This window comes from Polynucleobacter sp. MG-Unter2-18 (assembly GCF_018687675.1).
Classification (GTDB): Bacteria; Pseudomonadota; Gammaproteobacteria; order Burkholderiales; family Burkholderiaceae; genus Polynucleobacter.
Genome location: NZ_CP061302.1, coordinates 1,322,828 through 1,341,435, shown reverse-complemented (window position 1 = coordinate 1,341,435; position 18,608 = coordinate 1,322,828). Strand labels below are relative to the sequence as shown.

General features: G+C 45.7%; 19 protein-coding genes. 16 read left to right on the top strand and 3 right to left on the bottom strand.

The genetic code is table 11. The features are described from left to right. Positions 1-13: 13 nt before the first annotated feature. Positions 14-940 (bottom strand): type I methionyl aminopeptidase, encoded by a 927-nt coding sequence (gene map, locus C2759_RS07040; protein ID WP_215356710.1) that lies wholly within the window; start codon positions 938-940, stop codon positions 14-16. Between the two features lie 166 nt (positions 941-1,106). Between map and rpsB the strand changes: the two genes are divergently transcribed. The 16 genes from rpsB to C2759_RS06960 all read left to right on the top strand — a co-directional run bounded on the left by rpsB (position 1,107) and on the right by C2759_RS06960 (position 16,072). Then, complete coding sequence (rpsB, locus tag C2759_RS07035) at positions 1,107-1,856, top strand: 30S ribosomal protein S2 (RefSeq protein ID WP_015421433.1); 750 nt, start codon at positions 1,107-1,109, stop codon at positions 1,854-1,856. Continuing rightward, positions 1,856-2,734 (top strand): translation elongation factor Ts, encoded by an 879-nt coding sequence (gene tsf / locus C2759_RS07030; RefSeq protein ID WP_215354172.1) that lies wholly within the window; start codon positions 1,856-1,858, stop codon positions 2,732-2,734. Before rpsB ends, tsf begins: the two co-directional genes overlap by 1 nt. Positions 2,735-2,923: 189 nt before the next feature. Next, complete coding sequence (gene pyrH / locus C2759_RS07025; protein WP_046330461.1) at positions 2,924-3,634, top strand: UMP kinase; 711 nt, start codon at positions 2,924-2,926, stop codon at positions 3,632-3,634. An 11-nt stretch (positions 3,635-3,645) separates the two neighbouring features. Next, the gene (gene frr / locus C2759_RS07020; protein ID WP_215354170.1) at positions 3,646-4,206 is read left to right on the top strand and encodes a ribosome recycling factor; all 561 of its coding nucleotides are present in this window, start codon (positions 3,646-3,648) and stop codon (positions 4,204-4,206) included. 29 nt (positions 4,207-4,235) lie between these two features. Next, on the top strand, positions 4,236-5,009 hold the full coding sequence (locus tag C2759_RS07015; protein ID WP_215354168.1) for an isoprenyl transferase: 774 nt from the start codon (positions 4,236-4,238) through the stop codon (positions 5,007-5,009). Between the two features lie 15 nt (positions 5,010-5,024). Continuing rightward, complete coding sequence (locus C2759_RS07010) at positions 5,025-5,852, top strand: phosphatidate cytidylyltransferase (RefSeq protein WP_215354165.1); 828 nt, start codon at positions 5,025-5,027, stop codon at positions 5,850-5,852. After that, complete coding sequence (gene ispC / locus C2759_RS07005; protein ID WP_215354159.1) at positions 5,852-7,042, top strand: 1-deoxy-D-xylulose-5-phosphate reductoisomerase; 1,191 nt, start codon at positions 5,852-5,854, stop codon at positions 7,040-7,042. Before C2759_RS07010 ends, ispC begins: the two co-directional genes overlap by 1 nt. A 12-nt stretch (positions 7,043-7,054) precedes the next feature. After that, a complete protein-coding gene (locus tag C2759_RS07000) occupies positions 7,055-8,188 on the top strand; it encodes an RIP metalloprotease (protein WP_215354157.1) in 1,134 nt (377 codons plus the stop codon). Further along, positions 8,185-10,533 carry an outer membrane protein assembly factor BamA gene (gene bamA, locus C2759_RS06995; RefSeq protein WP_371816898.1) on the top strand — a complete coding sequence of 783 codons (2,349 nt, stop codon included), beginning with the start codon at positions 8,185-8,187 and terminating at the stop codon, positions 10,531-10,533. The genes C2759_RS07000 and bamA overlap by 4 nt, the downstream gene beginning before the upstream one ends. An 18-nt stretch (positions 10,534-10,551) precedes the next feature. Beyond that, positions 10,552-11,079 (top strand): OmpH family outer membrane protein, encoded by a 528-nt coding sequence (locus tag C2759_RS06990; protein WP_215354155.1) that lies wholly within the window; start codon positions 10,552-10,554, stop codon positions 11,077-11,079. Positions 11,080-11,084: 5 nt separating this feature from the next. Beyond that, positions 11,085-12,140 (top strand): UDP-3-O-(3-hydroxymyristoyl)glucosamine N-acyltransferase, encoded by a 1,056-nt coding sequence (lpxD, locus tag C2759_RS06985; RefSeq protein ID WP_215354153.1) that lies wholly within the window; start codon positions 11,085-11,087, stop codon positions 12,138-12,140. A gap of 49 nt (positions 12,141-12,189) precedes the next feature. Continuing rightward, positions 12,190-12,642: a 3-hydroxyacyl-ACP dehydratase FabZ gene (gene fabZ / locus C2759_RS06980; RefSeq protein WP_215354151.1), complete on the top strand. Its 453-nt coding sequence runs from the start codon at positions 12,190-12,192 to the stop codon at positions 12,640-12,642. Next, positions 12,639-13,436 carry an acyl-ACP--UDP-N-acetylglucosamine O-acyltransferase gene (gene lpxA, locus C2759_RS06975; RefSeq protein ID WP_215354149.1) on the top strand — a complete coding sequence of 266 codons (798 nt, stop codon included), beginning with the start codon at positions 12,639-12,641 and terminating at the stop codon, positions 13,434-13,436. The genes fabZ and lpxA overlap by 4 nt, the downstream gene beginning before the upstream one ends. A 10-nt stretch (positions 13,437-13,446) precedes the next feature. Then, entirely contained in the window at positions 13,447-14,649 is a 1,203-nt protein-coding gene (gene lpxB / locus C2759_RS06970) for a lipid-A-disaccharide synthase (RefSeq protein WP_371816897.1), read from the top strand. Further along, the gene (gene rnhB, locus C2759_RS06965) at positions 14,646-15,239 is read left to right on the top strand and encodes a ribonuclease HII (RefSeq protein WP_215354145.1); all 594 of its coding nucleotides are present in this window, start codon (positions 14,646-14,648) and stop codon (positions 15,237-15,239) included. Before lpxB ends, rnhB begins: the two co-directional genes overlap by 4 nt. Before the next feature lie 8 nt (positions 15,240-15,247). Next, on the top strand, positions 15,248-16,072 hold the full coding sequence (locus C2759_RS06960; RefSeq protein WP_215354143.1) for an RNA methyltransferase: 825 nt from the start codon (positions 15,248-15,250) through the stop codon (positions 16,070-16,072). 345 nt (positions 16,073-16,417) lie between these two features. Here C2759_RS06960 and C2759_RS06955 read toward each other — a convergent pair whose 3' ends face one another. Then, positions 16,418-17,338 carry a glycosyltransferase family 4 protein gene (locus C2759_RS06955; protein ID WP_215354141.1) on the bottom strand — a complete coding sequence of 307 codons (921 nt, stop codon included), beginning with the start codon at positions 17,336-17,338 and terminating at the stop codon, positions 16,418-16,420. Between the two features lie 363 nt (positions 17,339-17,701). Further along, the gene (locus C2759_RS06950; protein WP_215354139.1) at positions 17,702-18,529 is read right to left on the bottom strand and encodes a pyruvate, water dikinase regulatory protein; all 828 of its coding nucleotides are present in this window, start codon (positions 18,527-18,529) and stop codon (positions 17,702-17,704) included. Between the last annotated feature and the right edge of the window lie 79 nt (positions 18,530-18,608).

The window sequence follows — 18,608 nt, the reverse complement described above, 5'->3', positions numbered from 1 at the left end:
GCTAGTTTAGTAATTACGCGTTGGCTAGATTTGGTCTAAATGACAGACCTTTAACGCAATCAGGAATTGGATTGCTACCCTCTGACCATGTTAATACTTCAACGCCAGTGGCTGTCACTAAAAGTGTGTGTTCCCATTGTGCTGAGAGGCTACGGTCTTTAGTCTTCACCGTCCATTGATCAGGCATTGTCCGAATATCGCGCTTACCAGCATTGATCATCGGCTCAATAGTGAAAGTCATGCCTTCTTTTAACTTTTCACCGGTGCCAGGACGGCCATAGTGAAGTATCTGTGGATCTTGATGAAACACTTTGCCAATCCCATGACCGCAGTATTCACGAACAACTGAATAACCGGCTTTTTCAGCATGGGTCTGAATAACATGGCCAATGTCACCGAGCGATGCGCCAGGCTTCACTTGCGCAATACCAAGCCACATACATTCAAAAGTAATTTGGGTGAGGCGTTTAGCTAATACTGAAACTTCACCAACCATAAACATGCGGCTGGTATCGCCGTAGTAGCCATCAGGCGTAATCACAGTAATGTCGAGGTTGACGACATCCCCAGCTTTTAAAATCTTCTCACCAGGGATGCCATGGCAGATCACATCGTTGACTGAAGTACAGATCGATGCCGGGAAGGGTGGGTAGCCGGGCGGCTGATAGTTCAGAGGGGCTGGAATCGTCTTTTGGACATCGCGCATATATTCATGGCAGATACGATCGAGTTCAGCCGTACTGACACCAGCATTCACGTGTGGGGCAACATGGTCAAGAACTTCACTGGCTAAGCGACCAGCTTCGCGCATCCCTTGGATGTCTTTTTCGGCGGTAAATACACTATTCATGCCTTGATTATCAACGACTTGAAGCTTTTTACTAGTGGGAGGATGCCTAAATAATAGGCAGACGCACCATTTAACGGCATTTCTGAGCAGGTTTTCTAGTAAGGCGCCAAGGGTGGGGCGTCTAGACCATTGATATTTAAGCTATAATTTCGTTCTCAGGTCATTTTTGATCTGAAATAGCGGGTTGAGCCTTCCAGGGTGGCGCTTTTTAGCGCAGCTAGGACTCAATCTCAGAAACCAACCCTTAGGAGAAGTTATGTCAGTAACTATGCGTCAAATGCTGGAAGCCGGTTGCCATTTTGGTCACCAAACCCGTTTCTGGTCCCCAAGAATGGCCCCTTACATTTTCGGCCATCGCAACAAAATTCACATCATCAACTTAGAAAAAACATTGCCAATGTTTCAGGACGCCTTGAAATTTGCAAAACAAGTTGCTGCTAACCGTGGAACTATCTTATTCGTTGGTACTAAGCGTCAATCACGCGAGATCATTGCTGAAGAAGCTGCTCGTGCTGGTATGCCTTACATCGACAGCCGTTGGTTGGGCGGCACGCTCACGAACTTCAAAACTGTTAAAGGTTCCCTGAAGCGTTTGAAGGACATGGCCGTTGCTAAAGAGGCTGGTGATTGGGAAAAGCTTTCCAAGAAAGAAGCGTTGACTAATGATCGCGATCTCGACAAGTTGCAAAAAGCACTTGGTGGTATTCAAGATTTGAACGGCGTTCCTGATGCGATTTTCGTAGTGGACGTTGGCTATCACAAGATTGCTATTACTGAAGCTAACAAGCTTGGTATTCCTGTTATCGCTGTAGTGGATACCAACCACTCACCAGAAGGTGTTGATTACATCATCCCTGGTAACGATGACTCCAGCAAAGCTGTTCTGCTCTACGCTCGTGGTATTGCTGATGCAATCCTCGAAGGTAAATCCAACTCGGTTCAAGAAATCTTGACTGCCGTTAAAGAAGGCGAAGAAGAGTTTGTTGAAGAAGGGAAAGCTGAATAATGGCTGCTATTACCGCTGCAATGGTTGGCGAGTTACGCGCCAAGACTGATGCTCCGATGATGGAGTGCAAAAAAGCATTGACTGAGGCTGATGGCGATATGGCTCGCGCGGAAGAAATTCTGCGTGTAAAGCTCGGTAGCAAAGCTGGTAAAGCCGCATCCCGCATTACTGCTGAAGGTATCGTTGCTTCGGCGATCAATGGCACTACAGGTACTTTGCTTGAAGTGAACTGCGAAACTGACTTCGTTTCTAAAAATGATGATTTCTTGGCATTTACACAAGCCTGCGCAAATTTGATTTCTGAAAAGAATCCAGCCGACGTTGCTGCCTTACTTGCATTACCTATGAATGGCCAAACTGTAGATGAAGTTCGTAGCGCCTTGATCGGTAAGATCGGCGAGAACATCATGCCGCGTCGCTTCAAACGTTTTGCTGGCAGCAACAAGTTGGTTTCTTATCTCCACGGTACTCGTATTGGTGTTATGGTTGAGTTCGAGGGTGATGAGACTGCAGCCAAAGACGTAGCAATGCATATTGCTGCAATGAAGCCAGTGGCTTTGTCGATGGCTGATGTTCCTGCTGAAGCGATTGCTGTTGAGCGTAGTGTTGCGGTTCAAAAGGCTGCTGAATCTGGCAAACCACCAGAAATCGTCGAGAAGATGGTTGAAGGTTCTATTCAGAAGTACCTCAAAGAGGTTTCTTTGTTGAACCAAACTTTCGTTAAAAACGACAAGCAATCTGTTGAGCAAATGCTCAAAGCTACTAACACCACGATCAAAGGTTTCACTATGTTTGTTGTGGGCGAGGGCATTGAGAAGCGTCAAGACGACTTTGCAGCAGAAGTTGCTGCTCAGGTTGCCGCTGCTAAGGGCGCTTAATTAGCTCCAAGCTTGCTGGGTTCTTCCAGTAAGGCTGCAATACCCAAAAGGGCATAGAAACCTCGGTTTCCATGCCCTTTTCTTTGATCTGTGCCAAGCCCTTTATAATTTGGGCAATATATTAAAAAGTACTTAAAGATCAATAAGCTAAGCAGATAAATTGCCCAGCAAATTACGGAAAATAAAACAATGCCAGCCTACAAACGTGTTCTCTTAAAACTCTCTGGTGAAGCCCTCATGGGGGATGATGCTTTTGGAATTAATCCAATCACAATTGATTCCATGGTGAAAGAAATAGCCGATGTAGTGAATAGCGGCGTTCAATTGGCTATCGTGATTGGTGGCGGAAATATTTTCCGAGGTGTAGCAGGCGGTGCGGCCGGTATGGATCGCGCAACCGCTGACTACATGGGAATGCTGGCCACAATGATGAATTCTCTTGCGCTGCAAGATGCTTTGCGCCAAAAAGGTGTTGAAGCTCGCGTGCAATCTGCTCTGAGAATGGATCAAGTAGTCGAGCCTTATATTCGCCCTCGCGCGATTCGTGCTCTGAGTGAGGGTAAGGTAGTGATCTTTGCAGCTGGCACGGGCAATCCATTCTTCACTACCGATACGGCAGCCGCTTTGCGCGGCGCAGAGATGGGCGTTGAAATCGTGCTCAAGGCTACTAAGGTAGATGGTATTTACAGCGCTGATCCAATGAAAGACCCAACAGCGACTTTGTATAAAACAATGACTTTTGACGAGGCAATTATCAAAAACTTGCAGGTAATGGATGCAACTGCTTTTGCATTGTGCCGTGATCGCAAATTACCAATCAAAGTGTTTTCGATTCTCAAGCCAGGCGCATTAATGCGTGTGGTTCAGGGTGAGTCTGAAGGTACTTTAGTACACGTTTAATAGGAGGCTTGATGTCCGCAGCAGAAATTAAAACCACTACCGATCAAAAGATGCAGAAGTCTCTTGAGGCTCTGAAAACCAATTTGGCGAAGATTCGCTCTGGTCGTGCAAACCCTGGAATCTTGGAGCACATCCAGGTGGATTACTATGGCAATCCAACACCACTAAGCCAAGTGGCCAGCCTAGGTTTGGCTGATGCTAGAACGATTAACGTGCAGCCATTTGAAAAAACGATGGTTGCCGTAATTGAAAAGGCGATTCGTGATTCGGGTTTGGGTCTAAATCCAGCATCCCAGGGCACCGTAATTCGAGTACCTATGCCTGCATTAACCGAAGAACGTCGCCGTGATCTGACTAAGGTTGTCAAAAACGAGGGTGAAGATACGAAGATTGCCGTGCGTAATCTGCGTCGCGATGCAAATGAGCATTTAAAGCGCCTTACCAAAGATAAAGAAATTTCCGAGGATGATGAGCGTCGTGCGACTGATGATATTCAAAAGATGACTGATCGCGCAGTAATCGAGATCGACAAGATCGTTGCTGAAAAAGAAAAAGAGATCATGACGGTTTAATCGTCAGATTCATTCTCATTATTCGCCTTATGACACAGCACACTAGCTCAACCTTAGTTATCCCAGAGGTTAGTGCTATTCCACGTCATGTCGCCATCATCATGGACGGTAACGGACGTTGGGCAAGTAAGCGCTTCATGCCGCGGGTAGCGGGTCACTCAGAGGGTTTAGGTGCTGTTCGTAAGATTGTTCAAGAATGTCGCCAGCTAGGCGTGGAATATCTCACTCTGTTTGCCTTCAGCTCTGAAAATTGGCGTCGCCCTCCAGAAGAAGTTAGCTTTTTAATGAAGCTATTCTTGAAGTCCTTAAAAGGTGAAGTCTCTCGTTTAGCTGAAAACGACATCCGTCTTCGTCTCATTGGGGATTTAAGCCGCTTTGATTCTGGGATTCAGGAGATGGTGCAGTTCTCCGAAGAAAAAACAGCAGCCTGCAAAGGGCTTACGCTCACGATTGCTGCCAACTATGGTGGACGCTGGGATATCTTTCAGGCGATGCGCCAATCTTTGGCCGCCAATCCTAGTTTGAAGCCAGAGCAAGTGTCTGAGGAATTATTGCAACCTTATCTATCTATGGCTTATGCGCCAGAACCAGATTTGTTTATTCGAACTGGTGGCGAGCAGCGCGTCAGCAACTTTCTGCTATGGCAACTGGCTTATACCGAGTTGTATTTCACGGATACTCTTTGGCCTGATTTCGATGAAGCTCAATTACATAAAGCTTTTGACTGGTTCAGTCAGCGCGAGCGTCGCTTTGGACGCACTAGTGCTCAGTTAGCGTCTGAGTCATTGAGCGACGCAGTCTAACCTTCTTATTTCTCCATGCTAATCACTCGAATCATTACTGCCACCATCTTGATGGCAGTGCTATTACCTATTTTATTTTTCTTGCCACCGATTTACTTGGGTGTATTTTTCCTAATTGCCTTGGTTGCTGCCGCTTGGGAATGGAGTCGCATGATTGCTCCGGAAGCTAAGAAGGCTGCTTGGCTCTATGCTGTTTTTTGTTTGGTCATTATTTTATTGTTGCTGGGTATGCAAGCAATCACATGGCAGTTTTCTTTGCTCATGATGGCGGTCTTGTTTTGGTTCTTTGTAGCGCCATTCACCTTAGCCAAAGGAATGAATCTCTCGCTTCAAAAATTCAAACCTTTCTACAGCATTGCGGGCTTGATTATTCTGCCAGCAACCTGGTTTGCTTTGGTTTTCTTGCGTGAGCTGGGCTTAGTCTTTTTATTAACAACGATGGCTTTAGTTTGGGTAGCTGATATTGGCGCTTATTTTGTCGGTAAAGCGTTTGGAAAACATAAGCTAGCTGTGAGTATTAGCCCAGGAAAATCGATTGAGGGTGCGCTTGGTGGTCTACTGCTTTGTTATCTCTATGCATTTTTATGCGTCACGTTTTTACCACTAGGTGATACTTTATTTGGCGCTTGGGCTATTCAATTCGGTTGGGTGCCGATGTTCCTGATGGTCTCGGTATTAACAGCGTTCAGCGTCTTTGGGGATTTATTTGAATCTCAGTTAAAGCGTTTGGCTGGCGTCAAAGATAGCAGTCATCTATTACCAGGTCATGGTGGTGTACTAGACCGCGTTGATGCACTCATTCCGACAATGCCGATTGCTGCATTACTAGCAGGGTGGATTTAATGCCTCTTAAACAGCTTGCTATCTTAGGGTCAACTGGATCGATTGGTGTTAATACCTTAGACGTGATCCGCGCGCATCCTGATCGCTTCAAAGTGGTAGCCCTGACTGCCGCAAAACAAATTGAGCGTTTAGCCGAGCAATGTATTGAGTTCAAGCCTGCTATCGCAGTGGTGGCTGATGCTGATGGTGCCGCTCAACTGAGTCAACTGTTACAAGAGAAGAAGATTTCTACTCAAGTTCTCTATGGGCCCGAGGCTTTAGTCAGCGCAGTAACAGTGTCGGGTTGCGATACCGTAATGGCAGCAATTGTAGGGGCCGCCGGCCTAGTCCCAACGTTGGCAGCAGCAAAAGCCGGCAAGCGAGTGCTGCTCGCTAACAAAGAAGCACTCGTGATGTCGGGTAATTTATTTATGCAGGCGATGAAAGCGGGCGGTGGCGAATTGCTACCGATTGATAGCGAGCACAATGCAATTTTTCAATGTTTACCTGATCGCTTTACAAAAACTCCATCTCTTCATTTGGGCGTTGAAGAGCTTTGGTTAACTGCCTCTGGTGGACCATTTAGAGATAGACCTCTCGCAGATTTAGCGGGCATTACGCCCGACCAAGCTTGCGCCCATCCAAATTGGGTGATGGGTCGCAAGATTTCAGTTGATTCTGCGACGATGATGAATAAAGGTCTTGAGGTCATTGAGGCTTTTTGGTTGTTTGGCCTGCCATTAGAAAAAATTAAGGTTTTGATTCATCCGCAGAGCGTAGTGCACTCGATGGTGCGTTATCGCGATGGCTCGGTTTTAGCGCAAATGGGTCAACCTGATATGCGCACTCCGATTGCCTATGGACTGGCTTGGCCTGAACGTATTGATGCTGGTGTTGCTCCTTTGAATCTGACGCAGTTGAGCGGCCTCAGTTTTACAGAACCTAATTTTGCTCAATTTCCTTGTTTGAGCTTGGCGTTTGCCGCTGCAAAGGCAGGGGGGACTTCGCCTGCCGTATTAAATGCCGCCAATGAAGTTGCCGTTGCCGCCTTCTTGGGCGATGGATTGCCTTACTTAAGTATTCCGAGGGTAGTCGAGCACTGTTTAAATGCTTTGCCATCGGCTCCTGCGGATTCTTTAGAAGTAATCCTTGGGGTTGATGCTCAGGCTCGTCAAGCAGCCAATCAATTTATTCGCAACATTCAGAAATAGATTGATCTTTTAATGCAAGCCTTAATCACACTTGCTGCATTCTTAGTCACACTTGGTGTGCTGGTCAGTTTTCATGAGTATGGTCATTTTCTAGCAGCTCGTTTATGTGGAGTTAGAGTTCTTCGCTTTGCCTTAGGATTTGGTAAGCCGCTATTTACTTATCGCGCGAGCAACGGCACTGAGTGGGTTCTTGCCTCCATTCCTTTAGGTGGCTATGTCAAATTGTTAGACGGCCGTGATCGTGAACAAATAATTCCAGTAGAAGAGCGTCCTCAATCTTTTGATGTAAAGCCCCTATGGCAACGCTCCATGATTGTGGCTGCAGGACCTTTCGCTAACTTCCTGTTGGCAGTTATTTTGTTCTCGGTAATTTATGTTTCGGGTGTGCCCCAGCTTCCTGCTCGACTTCAAACTCCTCCTGAGCAATCGATTGCCGCAAAACTAGGGGTGGCGGCAGGTGATCAGGTGCGAGGTTGGCAATCCCTGTCGTCTGACTACAGTGGTGCCCCTATTCTTGATGAGTTTGACCCGGTCCCAAGTTGGAATGCATTGCGTTGGCTTCTCTTAAACGCACTTACTGGTGAGCAAGGCTTTGCCCTAGAAATCCAGGATGCTGCTGGTGCCCGTCACGTTAAATCCTTTAAGCAGGGCGATTTACCTCCAATTGCACCTGATTCTGATCCATTTCAGGCTCTCGGTTTATTCCCCCAAGTGACCCCACCCTCGGAGTGGATTGAGCTCAAGTTAGGGCCGATAGATGCCTTAGGTTTTGCATACCAGCGCGTTTCTCTGATAACCAAGGTCTCTTTCCGGTTAATGCTGGGTTTATTTACGGGTAAAACGACCCTAAAGCAGCTCGGTGGGCCCTTAAGTATTGCTGATATGGCAGGTAAGTCGGCCCAGGTCGGCTGGCAGCCATTTGTGGCCTTTTTAGCTCTCATGAGTATCAGTATTGGACTCTTGAATTTAGTGCCTTTACCAATGCTCGATGGGGGTCAGCTCCTGTATGATGCATGGGAGTTGGTTGCTGGTAAGCGAATATCTTTATCACTGCAGGAAAAGCTCCAAAAAGTGGGTTTTTTGCTTCTGATATCCCTTTCCTTGCTAGCCTTGTTTAACGATTTGCAACGCTACCTTTCATTTTGAATTTTCTGATTCCCTCCATTCGCTCTGTGACTCGCTTCCTTGCTCAGTTAGTCCTGATTGTTGCTGCCAGTTTTTGTGTAAATGCACAGGCTGCCGACTCCTTTGTGATCAAAGATATTCGAATCGAGGGCTTGCAACGTGTTGAGCCAGGAACTGTATTTAGCTATTTACCTGTTCAAGTGGGCGACACCTTGACTGATGAAAAGAGTGCTGAGGCAATTAAGGCTTTGTATAGCACTGGTTTTTTCCGAGATGTACAGATACAGGCTCAAGGCAATGTTTTGATTGTGATCGTTGAGGAACGCCCAACTATCTCCCGTATCGAATTTACTGGGATGAAAGAGTTTGACCAAGAAATTGTCCGCAAATCTTTAAAGGCAGTGGGTGTAGCTGAAGCCCGTTTCTATGACAAAGCGCTGATTGACAAAGCCGAGCAAGAGCTCAAGCGTCAATATGTTGGAAAGGGTATGTACGCCGCTGAGGTGGTTGCAACCGTTACCCCGGTAGAACGTAATCAAGTGGCGATTTACTTCAATATCGATGAGGGCCCAGTTGCCAAGATCCAAGAGATTAATTTTATTGGTAACAAAGTCTTTAGCGAAAGCACTCTCAAAAGCGAGATGCAATTGAAGACAGGTGGATGGCTTTCTTGGTACAGTAAAGACAATTTGTATTCAAAGCAAAAGCTGACAGCTGACTTAGAGAATATTCGCTCCTACTACCTTAATCGCGGTTATCTTGAGTTTGTAATCGAATCTACTCAGGTTTCTATTACTCCGGATAAAAAAGGTATTTTTCTCACGGTTAGTATTCGCGAAGGAAATAAGTTCACGGTCAAGAATGTGCGTCTAGCTGGAGACTTATTGGGCAAAGAGGCCGAGCTTATCCAACTGGTAACTCTTAAGCCAGGCGATACCTTTTCATCTGCTAAGTTGACCGAAAGCACTAAGGCGATTGCTGAAATTTTGGGTTCGTATGGCTACGCATTTGCAACCATCAACCCACAGCCGGATATTCGTCGTGACTTAAGCGAAGTAGATCTGACCTTGGTAGTCGACCCTGGTAGACGCGTTTATGTGCGCCAAGTCAACATTACCGGTAACGCCAAGACTCGCGACTTAGTGGTTCGTCGTGAGATGCGCCAGTTTGAAAGTTCTTGGTTCGATAGTGAAAAGATTGATCTCTCAAAAAAACGTTTAGGTCGTTTGGGATATTTCTCAGAGAGTGATGTTTCTACTCAGGATGTTCCTGGGTCAGCAGATCAGGTAGACGTCAATGTGAAGGTCACTGAGAAGCCAACCGGTGCCATCACGATTGGTGCAGGCTTCTCTTCAACTGAAAAATTAATCCTCTCTGCCGGTATTAACCAGGAAAATGCATTTGGTACGGGTACCGCAGTTGGTTTGAATTTCTCCCTTGGCAAGATCAATCAAAGCTTGGCCTTGTCAAACTACGATCCTTACTTTACTGAGGACGGTATTAGTCGATACACTGATTTGTTCTATCGTTCATCCAAGCCTTTGTACTATGTTGGCGATCCTGACTATCAAATTAAGTCGGTTGGCTCAAATATTAAGTTTGGTGTTCCGTACACCGAAGTTGACAGAGTATTTTTTGGAACGGGTATTGAGGCATTCCAGATTCAAACCACAAGCAGTACTCCCATCCCGTATTTAAGTTATGCTCAAAATTATGGCATAGCTTCACCTGGATATCCTGGAACACTCACCACGTATAACGTGCCATTAACTGTTGGCTGGTCAAGAGATGGTAGAGACAGCGCTTTGATACCTTCTACTGGTTCCTTGCAGCAATTGAATGCTGAGGTAGGAACTCCTATTGGGAATATGACTTTCTACCGTATATTTGGTCAATACCAAAAATACCACTCTTTTTCAAAAGGTAATATTCTGTCCTATAACGGGGAGTTAGGTTACGGAGAGGCTTATGGCGATAATCCCTTTCCGATTACCAAAAACTACTATGTCGGTGGTATCGGCTCAGTTCGTGGCTATTCCCCTGGTTCACTTGGACCTACTTATTACAACTCGTTAATCGGTCGCTATCAGCCTACCGGTGGACAGTCAAAAATCGTCAATAACGTGGAGTACACCGTGCCAGTCCCAGGCTCTGGTGTAGACAAAACCCTGCGAGTATTTGGTTTCGTAGATGGTGGTAACGTCTATAACGAGAATATCAATCTCGTCTTGCGATATTCTTATGGCTTGGGTTTATCATGGATATCACCATTGGGCCCGCTCAAGTTTAGTTACGGTATTCCGGTCAAATCATTGCCGACGGATAACATTCAGCGTTTGCAGTTCCAAGTGGGTACAGCGTTTTAATTGTTTAAGGAAAGTTTTATGAAGCTTCGTCAATCTTCCACATGGATCCAGTACGGCTTAATTGCTGTTTCATCACTTATTGCTTTGCCATCGGCATTGGCTCAAGATGCTGGAACTCGAGTTGCAGCTGTGAACGTTGAAAAGGTATTTAACGAATCAAACATGGCTAAAGCTAGTCAGACTAAGTTGCAGAATGAATTTACAAAACGCCAAAACGAAATTCGTGAAAGCGCCCAAAAAATTAAATCTGCCGCAGAAAAGTTAGATCGTGATTCAGCGGTAATGTCTGAGGCTGAGCGCGCACGTCGTCAGCGTGAGTTGGCCGACCAAGACCGTGAATTGCAGCGCAAACAGCGTGAGTACACTGAGGATCTTAATCAGCGCAACTTTGAAGAGCGTGCCAAGATTGCTGAAAAGGCTAATCAAGCCCTGAAGCAAATTGCTGAACAAAGAAAAATTGATGTCATTATTCAAGATCCAGCCTATGCCAATCCCAAGGTTGACGTTACTGATGATGTCATCAAGGCTTTGAATAGTCTTAAGTAAGTTTTATGCCCACTGCCATTGAGCTGGCCGAACAGTTTCAAGTAAGCTTGGTGGGGGATGGCTCCCTCTCGCTTCTAGGTCTCGCTCCTCTCGAGAGGGCCCAATCAAGTCAAATCTCCTTTCTTTCAAATCCGCTGTATCGCCAACAAGCTAGTGATAGCGCTGCAGGTGCTTTGATTGTCAGTCAGGCGGATTTAGATTTTCTCCAGGCGAGCCCTGGAAGCAACACGGCAGGGCGAGTATTTTTTGTCTCTAAAAATCCCTACGCCACTTTTGCCAGAATGGCGCAGTACTTTGCTAAGGCTTCTGCACCCGTTTACGCACCTGGGGTGCATCCCAGTGCCGCAATTGATCCTAGCGTGAGTATTCCAGCAACATGTCATATCGGATCATTTGTGCAAATCGGTCCTGGCGTTAAATTAGGGGAGCGAGTTGTCTTGTTGGGAAATACTTCTGTCGCTAGAAATTCCAATATTGGCAGTGATACTTTGATTTATCCCAATGTTTCCATTTATTCAGAAACCAAGCTTGGTGAGCGCTGCATTATTCATAGCGGAGCGGTTATTGGCGCAGATGGTTTTGGTTTTGCCCCTGACTTTTCCGCTTCGGGTGCTGAGTGGGTCAAGATCCCGCAAACTGGCGCTGTTCTCATCGGCAATGATGTCGAGGTGGGTGCGTCAAGCACAATCGATCGTGGCGCTATGAGTGACACCATCATTGGTAATGGTACCAAGATTGATAACCAAGTTCAAATTGCGCATAACGTAGTGGTAGGTAATTGCTGTGTGATTGCTGGTTGCGCTGCTATTTCGGGAAGCACCAAGATTGGTAACTTTTGCATTATTGGTGGCGCAGCGAATTTTGCCGGCCATCTCACCATTGCAGATAGAACAACCGTGTCGGGTAATACCTCAATTATTCGTTCGATTACGGAGCCGGGGCAGCATTACACGGGCGTGTACCCTTCAATGCTCCACAGCGCTTGGGAGAAAAACGCAGCCATTCTGCGAGGTCTCGATAAAATCCGTCAACGCTTACGTTTATTAGATAAATCCAAATAAATCATCACCATCTTACAAAATATAGAAACTTTATTCAGCAGGTAAATACATGAGCAAACCTATCGCTATCGACATCAATCAAATTTTGAAGTTGCTGCCGCACCGTTATCCATTTCTATTAGTTGATCGCGTATTGGAGATTGAGCCTCGTCAAAGCATTACCGCGCTTAAGAATGTCACTATGAATGAGCCGTTCTTTCAGGGTCACTTCCCAGATTTTCCAGTAATGCCCGGGGTTTTAATTATTGAAGCGCTTGCCCAAACAGCGGCACTCCTGACCTTTTCCGAAGTGCGTGAAGAGAACGCGGTTTATTACTTTGCGGGCATTGATGGTGCGCGCTTTAAGAAGCCGGTATTACCTGGTGATCAATTGATCATGACGGCTAAGTTAGAGCGTGAGCGTGCTGGTATCTATAAGTTCCAAGTGCAGGCTACGGTGGACGGTGAGTTAGCCGCTGAAGCGAATATCACTTGTGCCGTTCGTACGAAAGGTGCGCAATGACTCGGATTCATGCATCTGCTCTAGTTGATAGTAAAGCGGAGATCGCCAGCGACGTAGAGATTGGTCCGTATTCTGTCATTGGGCCTAACGTCAAAATTGGTGCTGCCTGCAAAATTGGCTCTCACACTGTGATTGAGGGTTACACCACGATTGGCAAAGAAAATAACTTTGCCCACTTTGCCGCTATTGGTGGCGCTCCCCAGGATATGAAATACCGTGGCGAACCTACCCAGTTGATTATTGGAGATCGCAACACCATTCGTGAGTTCACGACCATTCATACTGGCACATCGCAGGATGAGGGTGTCACTAGAATTGGCGATGACAACTGGATCATGGCTTATGTGCACATTGCACATGACTGCCAAATCGGTAACCATACGATTTTTTCGAGTAACGCACAAATTGCTGGTCACGTAAAAGTGAGTGATTGGGCGATCATGGGTGGCATGTCTGGCGTGCATCAATTTGTTCGTATCGGACAGCATGCTATGTTGGGCGGTGCTTCTGCATTAGTCCAAGATATTCCACCGTTTGTCATTGCAGCTGGAGATAAAGCCTCTCCTCATGGCATTAATGTGGAGGGTCTGAAACGTCGTGGCTTCTCTAGCGAAACGATTTCTGCACTACGTCAGGCATATAAGGTTCTCTATAAAGATGGTCTCAGCTTTGAAGAAGCTAAGGTGGAGATTCAGAAGATGGTTCTCGCTAGTGGATCCGATGCCCAAACTGCAGAAAAGCTGACCGAGTTCCATGATTTTATTGCCGCCTCTACGCGCGGCATTATTCGATAGAGTAAATCTAGTGTCTAAACTTGCTTGTGTTGCCGGAGAGCCTTCGGGGGACTTGTTGGCAGCGCCAGTATTGAGGGCACTAAAGCAGATACCCGACACTTCTAATTTGGACGTCTATGGTATTGGTGGGCCTCGCATGCAGGCCGAGGGCCTGCGCTCAGATTGGCCAATGGAGACATTGAGTGTCCGTGGTTACGTTGAGGCAATTAAACAGTTACCCGCTATTCTGAAGTTGCACAAAGAGTTGATTGCCAATCTCTTGGGTGAAGGCCGCCCAGATATGTATCTTGGTATTGATGCACCGGATTTCAATTTAGGTGTTGAGTTGGCTTTGCGCAAAACAGGTATTCCGACTTTGCATTTTGTTTCCCCATCGATTTGGGCCTGGAGAGCAGGGCGCATTACCAAAATTAAGCAGGCAGTTGAACGCATGCTCTGCATCTTCCCGTTTGAGACGGAGATTTATGAGCGCGCTGGCATTAGCGCAACTTATGTCGGACACCCGCTGGCCAGTGAGATACCTTTAGAACCCAACCCAGCAACTGCCAAGCAAAAAATAGAAAAAATCTTAAATCTTTCAGGCAATATGTTGAGTGGAATAGTTATCTCGGTATTGCCGGGAAGTCGCGGTTCAGAGATTGAATTGATTGCGCCAGTTTTTTTTGAGACCATGTCTGAGCTTGCAAAGCGTATGCCGGGACAGTCTCTCCATTTTGTAATCCCGGTGGCAACACCACGCCTACGTGAGCCGCTAGAAGCATTGCTTAAAAATACACTTGATCAAAATCCTGATCTTCAAATTCATCTGATTGATGGCGAGGCTGATACAGTTCTTGAAGCTGCCGATGTTGTGCTGATTGCTAGTGGTACAGCGACATTACAGGCGGCGCTCTGGAAAAAGCCGATGGTGATTTCTTATAAGGTGCCTTGGTTGACAGCGCAGATCATGAAACGACAGGGCTATCTGCCATATGTTGGTTTGCCCAACATTCTCTGCGGTGAGTTTGTTGTTCCTGAACTTCTGCAAGACGATGCTACTCCGAGCAAGTTGGCCGATGCCTTGCTTTCTTGGTTAGATAACCCTAGTAAAGTCGCTCAACTAAAAACCCGTTTTGCAGAAATGCATGAGACCTTGCGTAGACCAACTGGTTTATTGGTTGCACAGGCTGTAGCGCAAACCATTACCGCCGCAAAGCATCGGGTTACTGTGTGAGCTTGATCTGGGTATGTGGTGTCGACGAAGCAGGACGTGGCCCACTGGCGGGGGCAGTAGTTGCTGGTGCCGTTGTACTTGATCCGGATAATCCCATTAGCGGACTAAAAGATTCTAAGAAGTTATCAGCTATCAGACGTGAGTTTTTGTTTGAGCAAATTCAGCTGAAGGTCAAAGCCTGGGGCATTGGCGAGGCGAGCCCAGCCGAGATTGATGAGATCAATATTTTGCAAGCGACGATGTTGGCCATGCGCCGTGCCATTGAAGATCTTGCTACACGTTTAGGTGGCTGGCCAGATAAAGCCTTGATTGATGGTAATCGCTGTCCTGAGCTGCCAATCTCTGCAGAAGCTATAGTGAAGGGTGATGCTAAAGAGCCGGCAATCTCAGCTGCCTCGATCTTGGCAAAGGTCACACGTGATCGTCAAATGATAGCCCTGCATGAACTGCATCCCCAGTATGGTTTTGCTCAGCATATGGGGTATCCAACTGAAGCGCATTTTGCTGCACTGAAGGAGTTTGGCGCATGTGATCAACACCGCCGCAGCTTTTCTCCTGTGCGCAATGTATTAGCACTGCATGGTCGATAATCCCAGCTATGAAAATTGAATATATCAGCTCAAAAGACAATTCCTTATTTAAGGAGATTCGTCAATTACAAGCCACTGGCCCTAAAGGACAAAAGGCCAGATTTGCTTGTGGACAAGCTTTGTTAGAAGGCATTCATTTAGTACAAACTTGGGTGGGTAATCCAGCCCTCAAGACATTAATTACCTCCGAGTTGGGTTTGCAAAATCCAGAAATTGCTCAGGCTGTATATGACCATGTAGAAATTTGTCCAGAGACTCGTGTTTATCAACTGGATACCGGTTTATGGGATTTGCTTAGTGATCTGGTCAATGCGCCGCAGCTTGCGGGCTTGCTAGATCTTCCGCAATCTGCATTGAACCCGCAAAAGTCGGTTGCTACGCTTGAAGGAGACGTCATTATTTTGGATCGCATTCAGGATGCAGGTAATGTGGGTTCTATTTTGCGCACTGCAGCTGCAGCAGGCTTTACTCAAGTGATTGCACTGTCCGGTTGTGCCCACCTATGGTCAAGTAAAGTATTGCGGGCTGGCATGGGCGCCCATCGCTTGCTAGATCTTTATGAAGGCTGGTCATCTCAGCATGTGCTCAGTGCGGTCACTGCGCCTTTGTTGGCCGCTACTGCCGACGGCGAGCTCGATCTATTTAATATGCCCAAGGTATTGATTCATCCGGTTGCTTGGGTAATGGGAAGTGAGGGCCTGGGTGTCTCTGAGGATTTGATGGCTCAAGCCAAAGGCGTCTCTATTCCGATTGATCCAAGAGTCGAATCGCTCAATGTTTCTACAGCAGCGGCAGTTTGCTTGTTTGAGACCCTAAGGGTGAGACGCGCTTAGTTGACATTCTTTTCCTGATGGCCTGCTTTCGGCCATTAGCAGTCGGTAGAGCAGGGGATTAGAAATCCTTGTGTCAGCGGTTCGATTCCGCCCCGGGCCACCAAGAATCTCAATAGCCCAATTGTTGGGCTATTTTCTTTTATGGCTTGGCATGGTCTTGCGCCTTGCTTTGATTCGAGATGTCGTTTAAAACGACAAACTAATGGGATATTCTTGCGATCGCCAAGCATCAATTGAAGTGATGCTTGGCGATTAAGAAATTGAGGTTTCTAAGGGCAGAAAAGGTAAGAAATACTAGATTCGCTAGGATAGATTGCTACGAATATAAAAGATTTCAGACAGAATTTATTTTTTGTTAACCTGACTTAAAAAGTTTACCCATTCTTTAATGCGACCATTCCAGCCGTAGAATTGGTTAAAGTATTTCGACTGTTCTAAAAGTTTGGCCTGGTTTTCCTCTTCCCAAAATTGGTTAATTGTTTTATTAAGTGCATGAGTATATTTTGTTATTAAATTCGAATTATTGGGATCATAGCTAATAAATTTTGCCCAAGAGCCGCAGGTTTCATAAAGAGCTCCTAAATTGGTTGTAACAAGATTAAGGCCGGCCATTCCCGCCTCAATTGCTGACATACATGAGGTTTCTTCCCAGACACATGGATACGAAAAAATATGGGCATTTTGAAGCGCAATACGCACATCTTCATTATTTGCAAATCCTCGGTAATTAACATTCTTCATATTTTTTGCTCTATCGAAAAGTTCGGCATATATAGGACCATTACTTTTATCAAAATCAGTACCATAGATTGACGTCGAAGAAAATACATCCAGCTCTAAATCATCTCTATCAAGCTGGTGGAAGCATTCAAGTAATACTTCCAGACCTCGCCAAGGAGTCGATGTGTAGATCAACTTAATTTTTTTTGGTTTTACAGTGGCGCTAAATTCATCAACAGCATTTTGGATGACTATAGATTTATGCTCAGGAATGCCAAATTTATATCGATATTTTTCAAATTGCCAATGTGAAACATAGACAAAGTAATCAACTTTTTTTATATACTCTTGGTTGGCCATATTTGATATTGCTGTTTGATCGATATTGTGTTGATTCCAGACTATATTGACGCAATCTTTTTTCAAAAATGACTCATGAGCCGAATTAAATATTAAATTAATGCCCGCAAAATATTTTGGATCAAGCTTGCTTACTAACTTGCTATAAGTTAGCTCTGAGCCTCCCATGCTTTGAAATTTTTCCATTATTAATCAGTCAATAGTGATCTTATATATTGATTATATTGGCTTTTATTGTTTATAAAGGGAGCTATGACGCCAGTTATAAATGTATTGTTCTGTTTAATATGCATCAATCAGATATTGGGTATGGATAAGAGCAACCGTGGCGCTTGATCGATAAGACTCGGATGCACAATTTTGACAAGTTGAGGTTGGTGGCTCAAGTCTTTGAAATCAAAGCGAAAGCGGTCTATCGTAGGATATTTGAAAATCCTTGTGTCGGTTGTTCGATTCCGCCCCGGGCCACCAAGAAACAACAAAACCACCTTCGGGTGGTTTTTTTGACCGTCCGCATTGGGTAGAAAGCAGATATTAAAGAATGCTTTTCTAGCCAAGAATTGTTTTATCTGATTTCATGGATTGCAATACGGTAGTGGCGATCTCTTCAATCGATTTACTGGTTGTAGCCACCCAAGGAATAGATTCTTTTTTCATCATGGCGGTAGCTTCATTGATTTCATAGCGGCAGTTTTCTAACTTGGCGTAATTACTACCAGGACGCCGCTCATTACGAATCTCTGACAAGCGTTCAGCATCAATCATCAAGCCAAAAATCTTACTACGATACGGAATTAAATCTTTGGGTAACTGCCCACGCTCAAAGTCTTCTGGAATTAAGGGGTAGTTGGCTGCTTTCATGCCATATTGCATTGCTAAGTAAAGGCTGGTTGGTGTTTTGCCCACCCGCGATATACCCACCAGAATAACGTCAGCTTCAGCTAGATTTTTATTGGATTGGCCATCATCATGGGCCAAGGAGTAGTTGATGGCCTCTATCCGGTTTTTGTAGGCCTCAGTATCCGCATTGTGATGCAGGCGGTTCATGGCATGGGTTGATTTAACCCCAAGAGCCTGCTCCAAAGGCGCCACAAAAGTCTGGAACATATCCAAAATCAGGCCATTGGCTTTGCCGACAATAGTGTTCAGTTCGGGATTGACCAAAGTGGTGAAAACAATAGGCTGAACTTCATATTTAGAGGCTGCCTGATTGATGCTAGAAACAGCGTCATGGGCTTTTTCAGGGCTATCCACAAAAGGTACTCGAATATGCTTAAAAGTGGCCTCAAATTGGGCCAAAATCGATTGGCTGAAGTTCTCGGCGGTAATACCGGTGCCATCAGAAACAATAAAAACAATACGCGTTTGGGTAGACATGAGATTGGCCTAGAGGTCTTGGTCAGCACTACAATATGTAGTTAATGAAGTATGCCGTATTTTATCCGGCCGCTCGACC

Bases quoted from the DNA above. Each gene is read 5' to 3' on its own strand.
- rpsB (WP_015421433.1), top strand. From the start codon at position 1,107: ATGTCAGTAACTATGCGTCAAATGCTGGAAGCCGGTTGCCATTTTGGT.
- C2759_RS07015 (WP_215354168.1), top strand. From the start codon at position 4,236: ATGACACAGCACACTAGCTCAACCTTAGTTATCCCAGAGGTTAGTGCT.
- tsf (WP_215354172.1), top strand. From the start codon at position 1,856: ATGGCTGCTATTACCGCTGCAATGGTTGGCGAGTTACGCGCCAAGACT.
- C2759_RS06990 (WP_215354155.1), top strand. From the start codon at position 10,552: ATGAAGCTTCGTCAATCTTCCACATGGATCCAGTACGGCTTAATTGCT.
- C2759_RS06950 (WP_215354139.1), bottom strand. From the start codon at position 18,529: ATGTCTACCCAAACGCGTATTGTTTTTATTGTTTCTGATGGCACCGGT.
- ispC (WP_215354159.1), top strand. From the start codon at position 5,852: ATGCCTCTTAAACAGCTTGCTATCTTAGGGTCAACTGGATCGATTGGT.
- frr (WP_215354170.1), top strand. From the start codon at position 3,646: ATGTCCGCAGCAGAAATTAAAACCACTACCGATCAAAAGATGCAGAAG.
- C2759_RS06955 (WP_215354141.1), bottom strand. From the start codon at position 17,338: ATGGAAAAATTTCAAAGCATGGGAGGCTCAGAGCTAACTTATAGCAAG.
- lpxD (WP_215354153.1), top strand. From the start codon at position 11,085: ATGCCCACTGCCATTGAGCTGGCCGAACAGTTTCAAGTAAGCTTGGTG.
- C2759_RS07000 (WP_215354157.1), top strand. From the start codon at position 7,055: ATGCAAGCCTTAATCACACTTGCTGCATTCTTAGTCACACTTGGTGTG.
- C2759_RS07010 (WP_215354165.1), top strand. From the start codon at position 5,025: ATGCTAATCACTCGAATCATTACTGCCACCATCTTGATGGCAGTGCTA.
- lpxA (WP_215354149.1), top strand. From the start codon at position 12,639: ATGACTCGGATTCATGCATCTGCTCTAGTTGATAGTAAAGCGGAGATC.
- fabZ (WP_215354151.1), top strand. From the start codon at position 12,190: ATGAGCAAACCTATCGCTATCGACATCAATCAAATTTTGAAGTTGCTG.
- pyrH (WP_046330461.1), top strand. From the start codon at position 2,924: ATGCCAGCCTACAAACGTGTTCTCTTAAAACTCTCTGGTGAAGCCCTC.
- C2759_RS06960 (WP_215354143.1), top strand. From the start codon at position 15,248: ATGAAAATTGAATATATCAGCTCAAAAGACAATTCCTTATTTAAGGAG.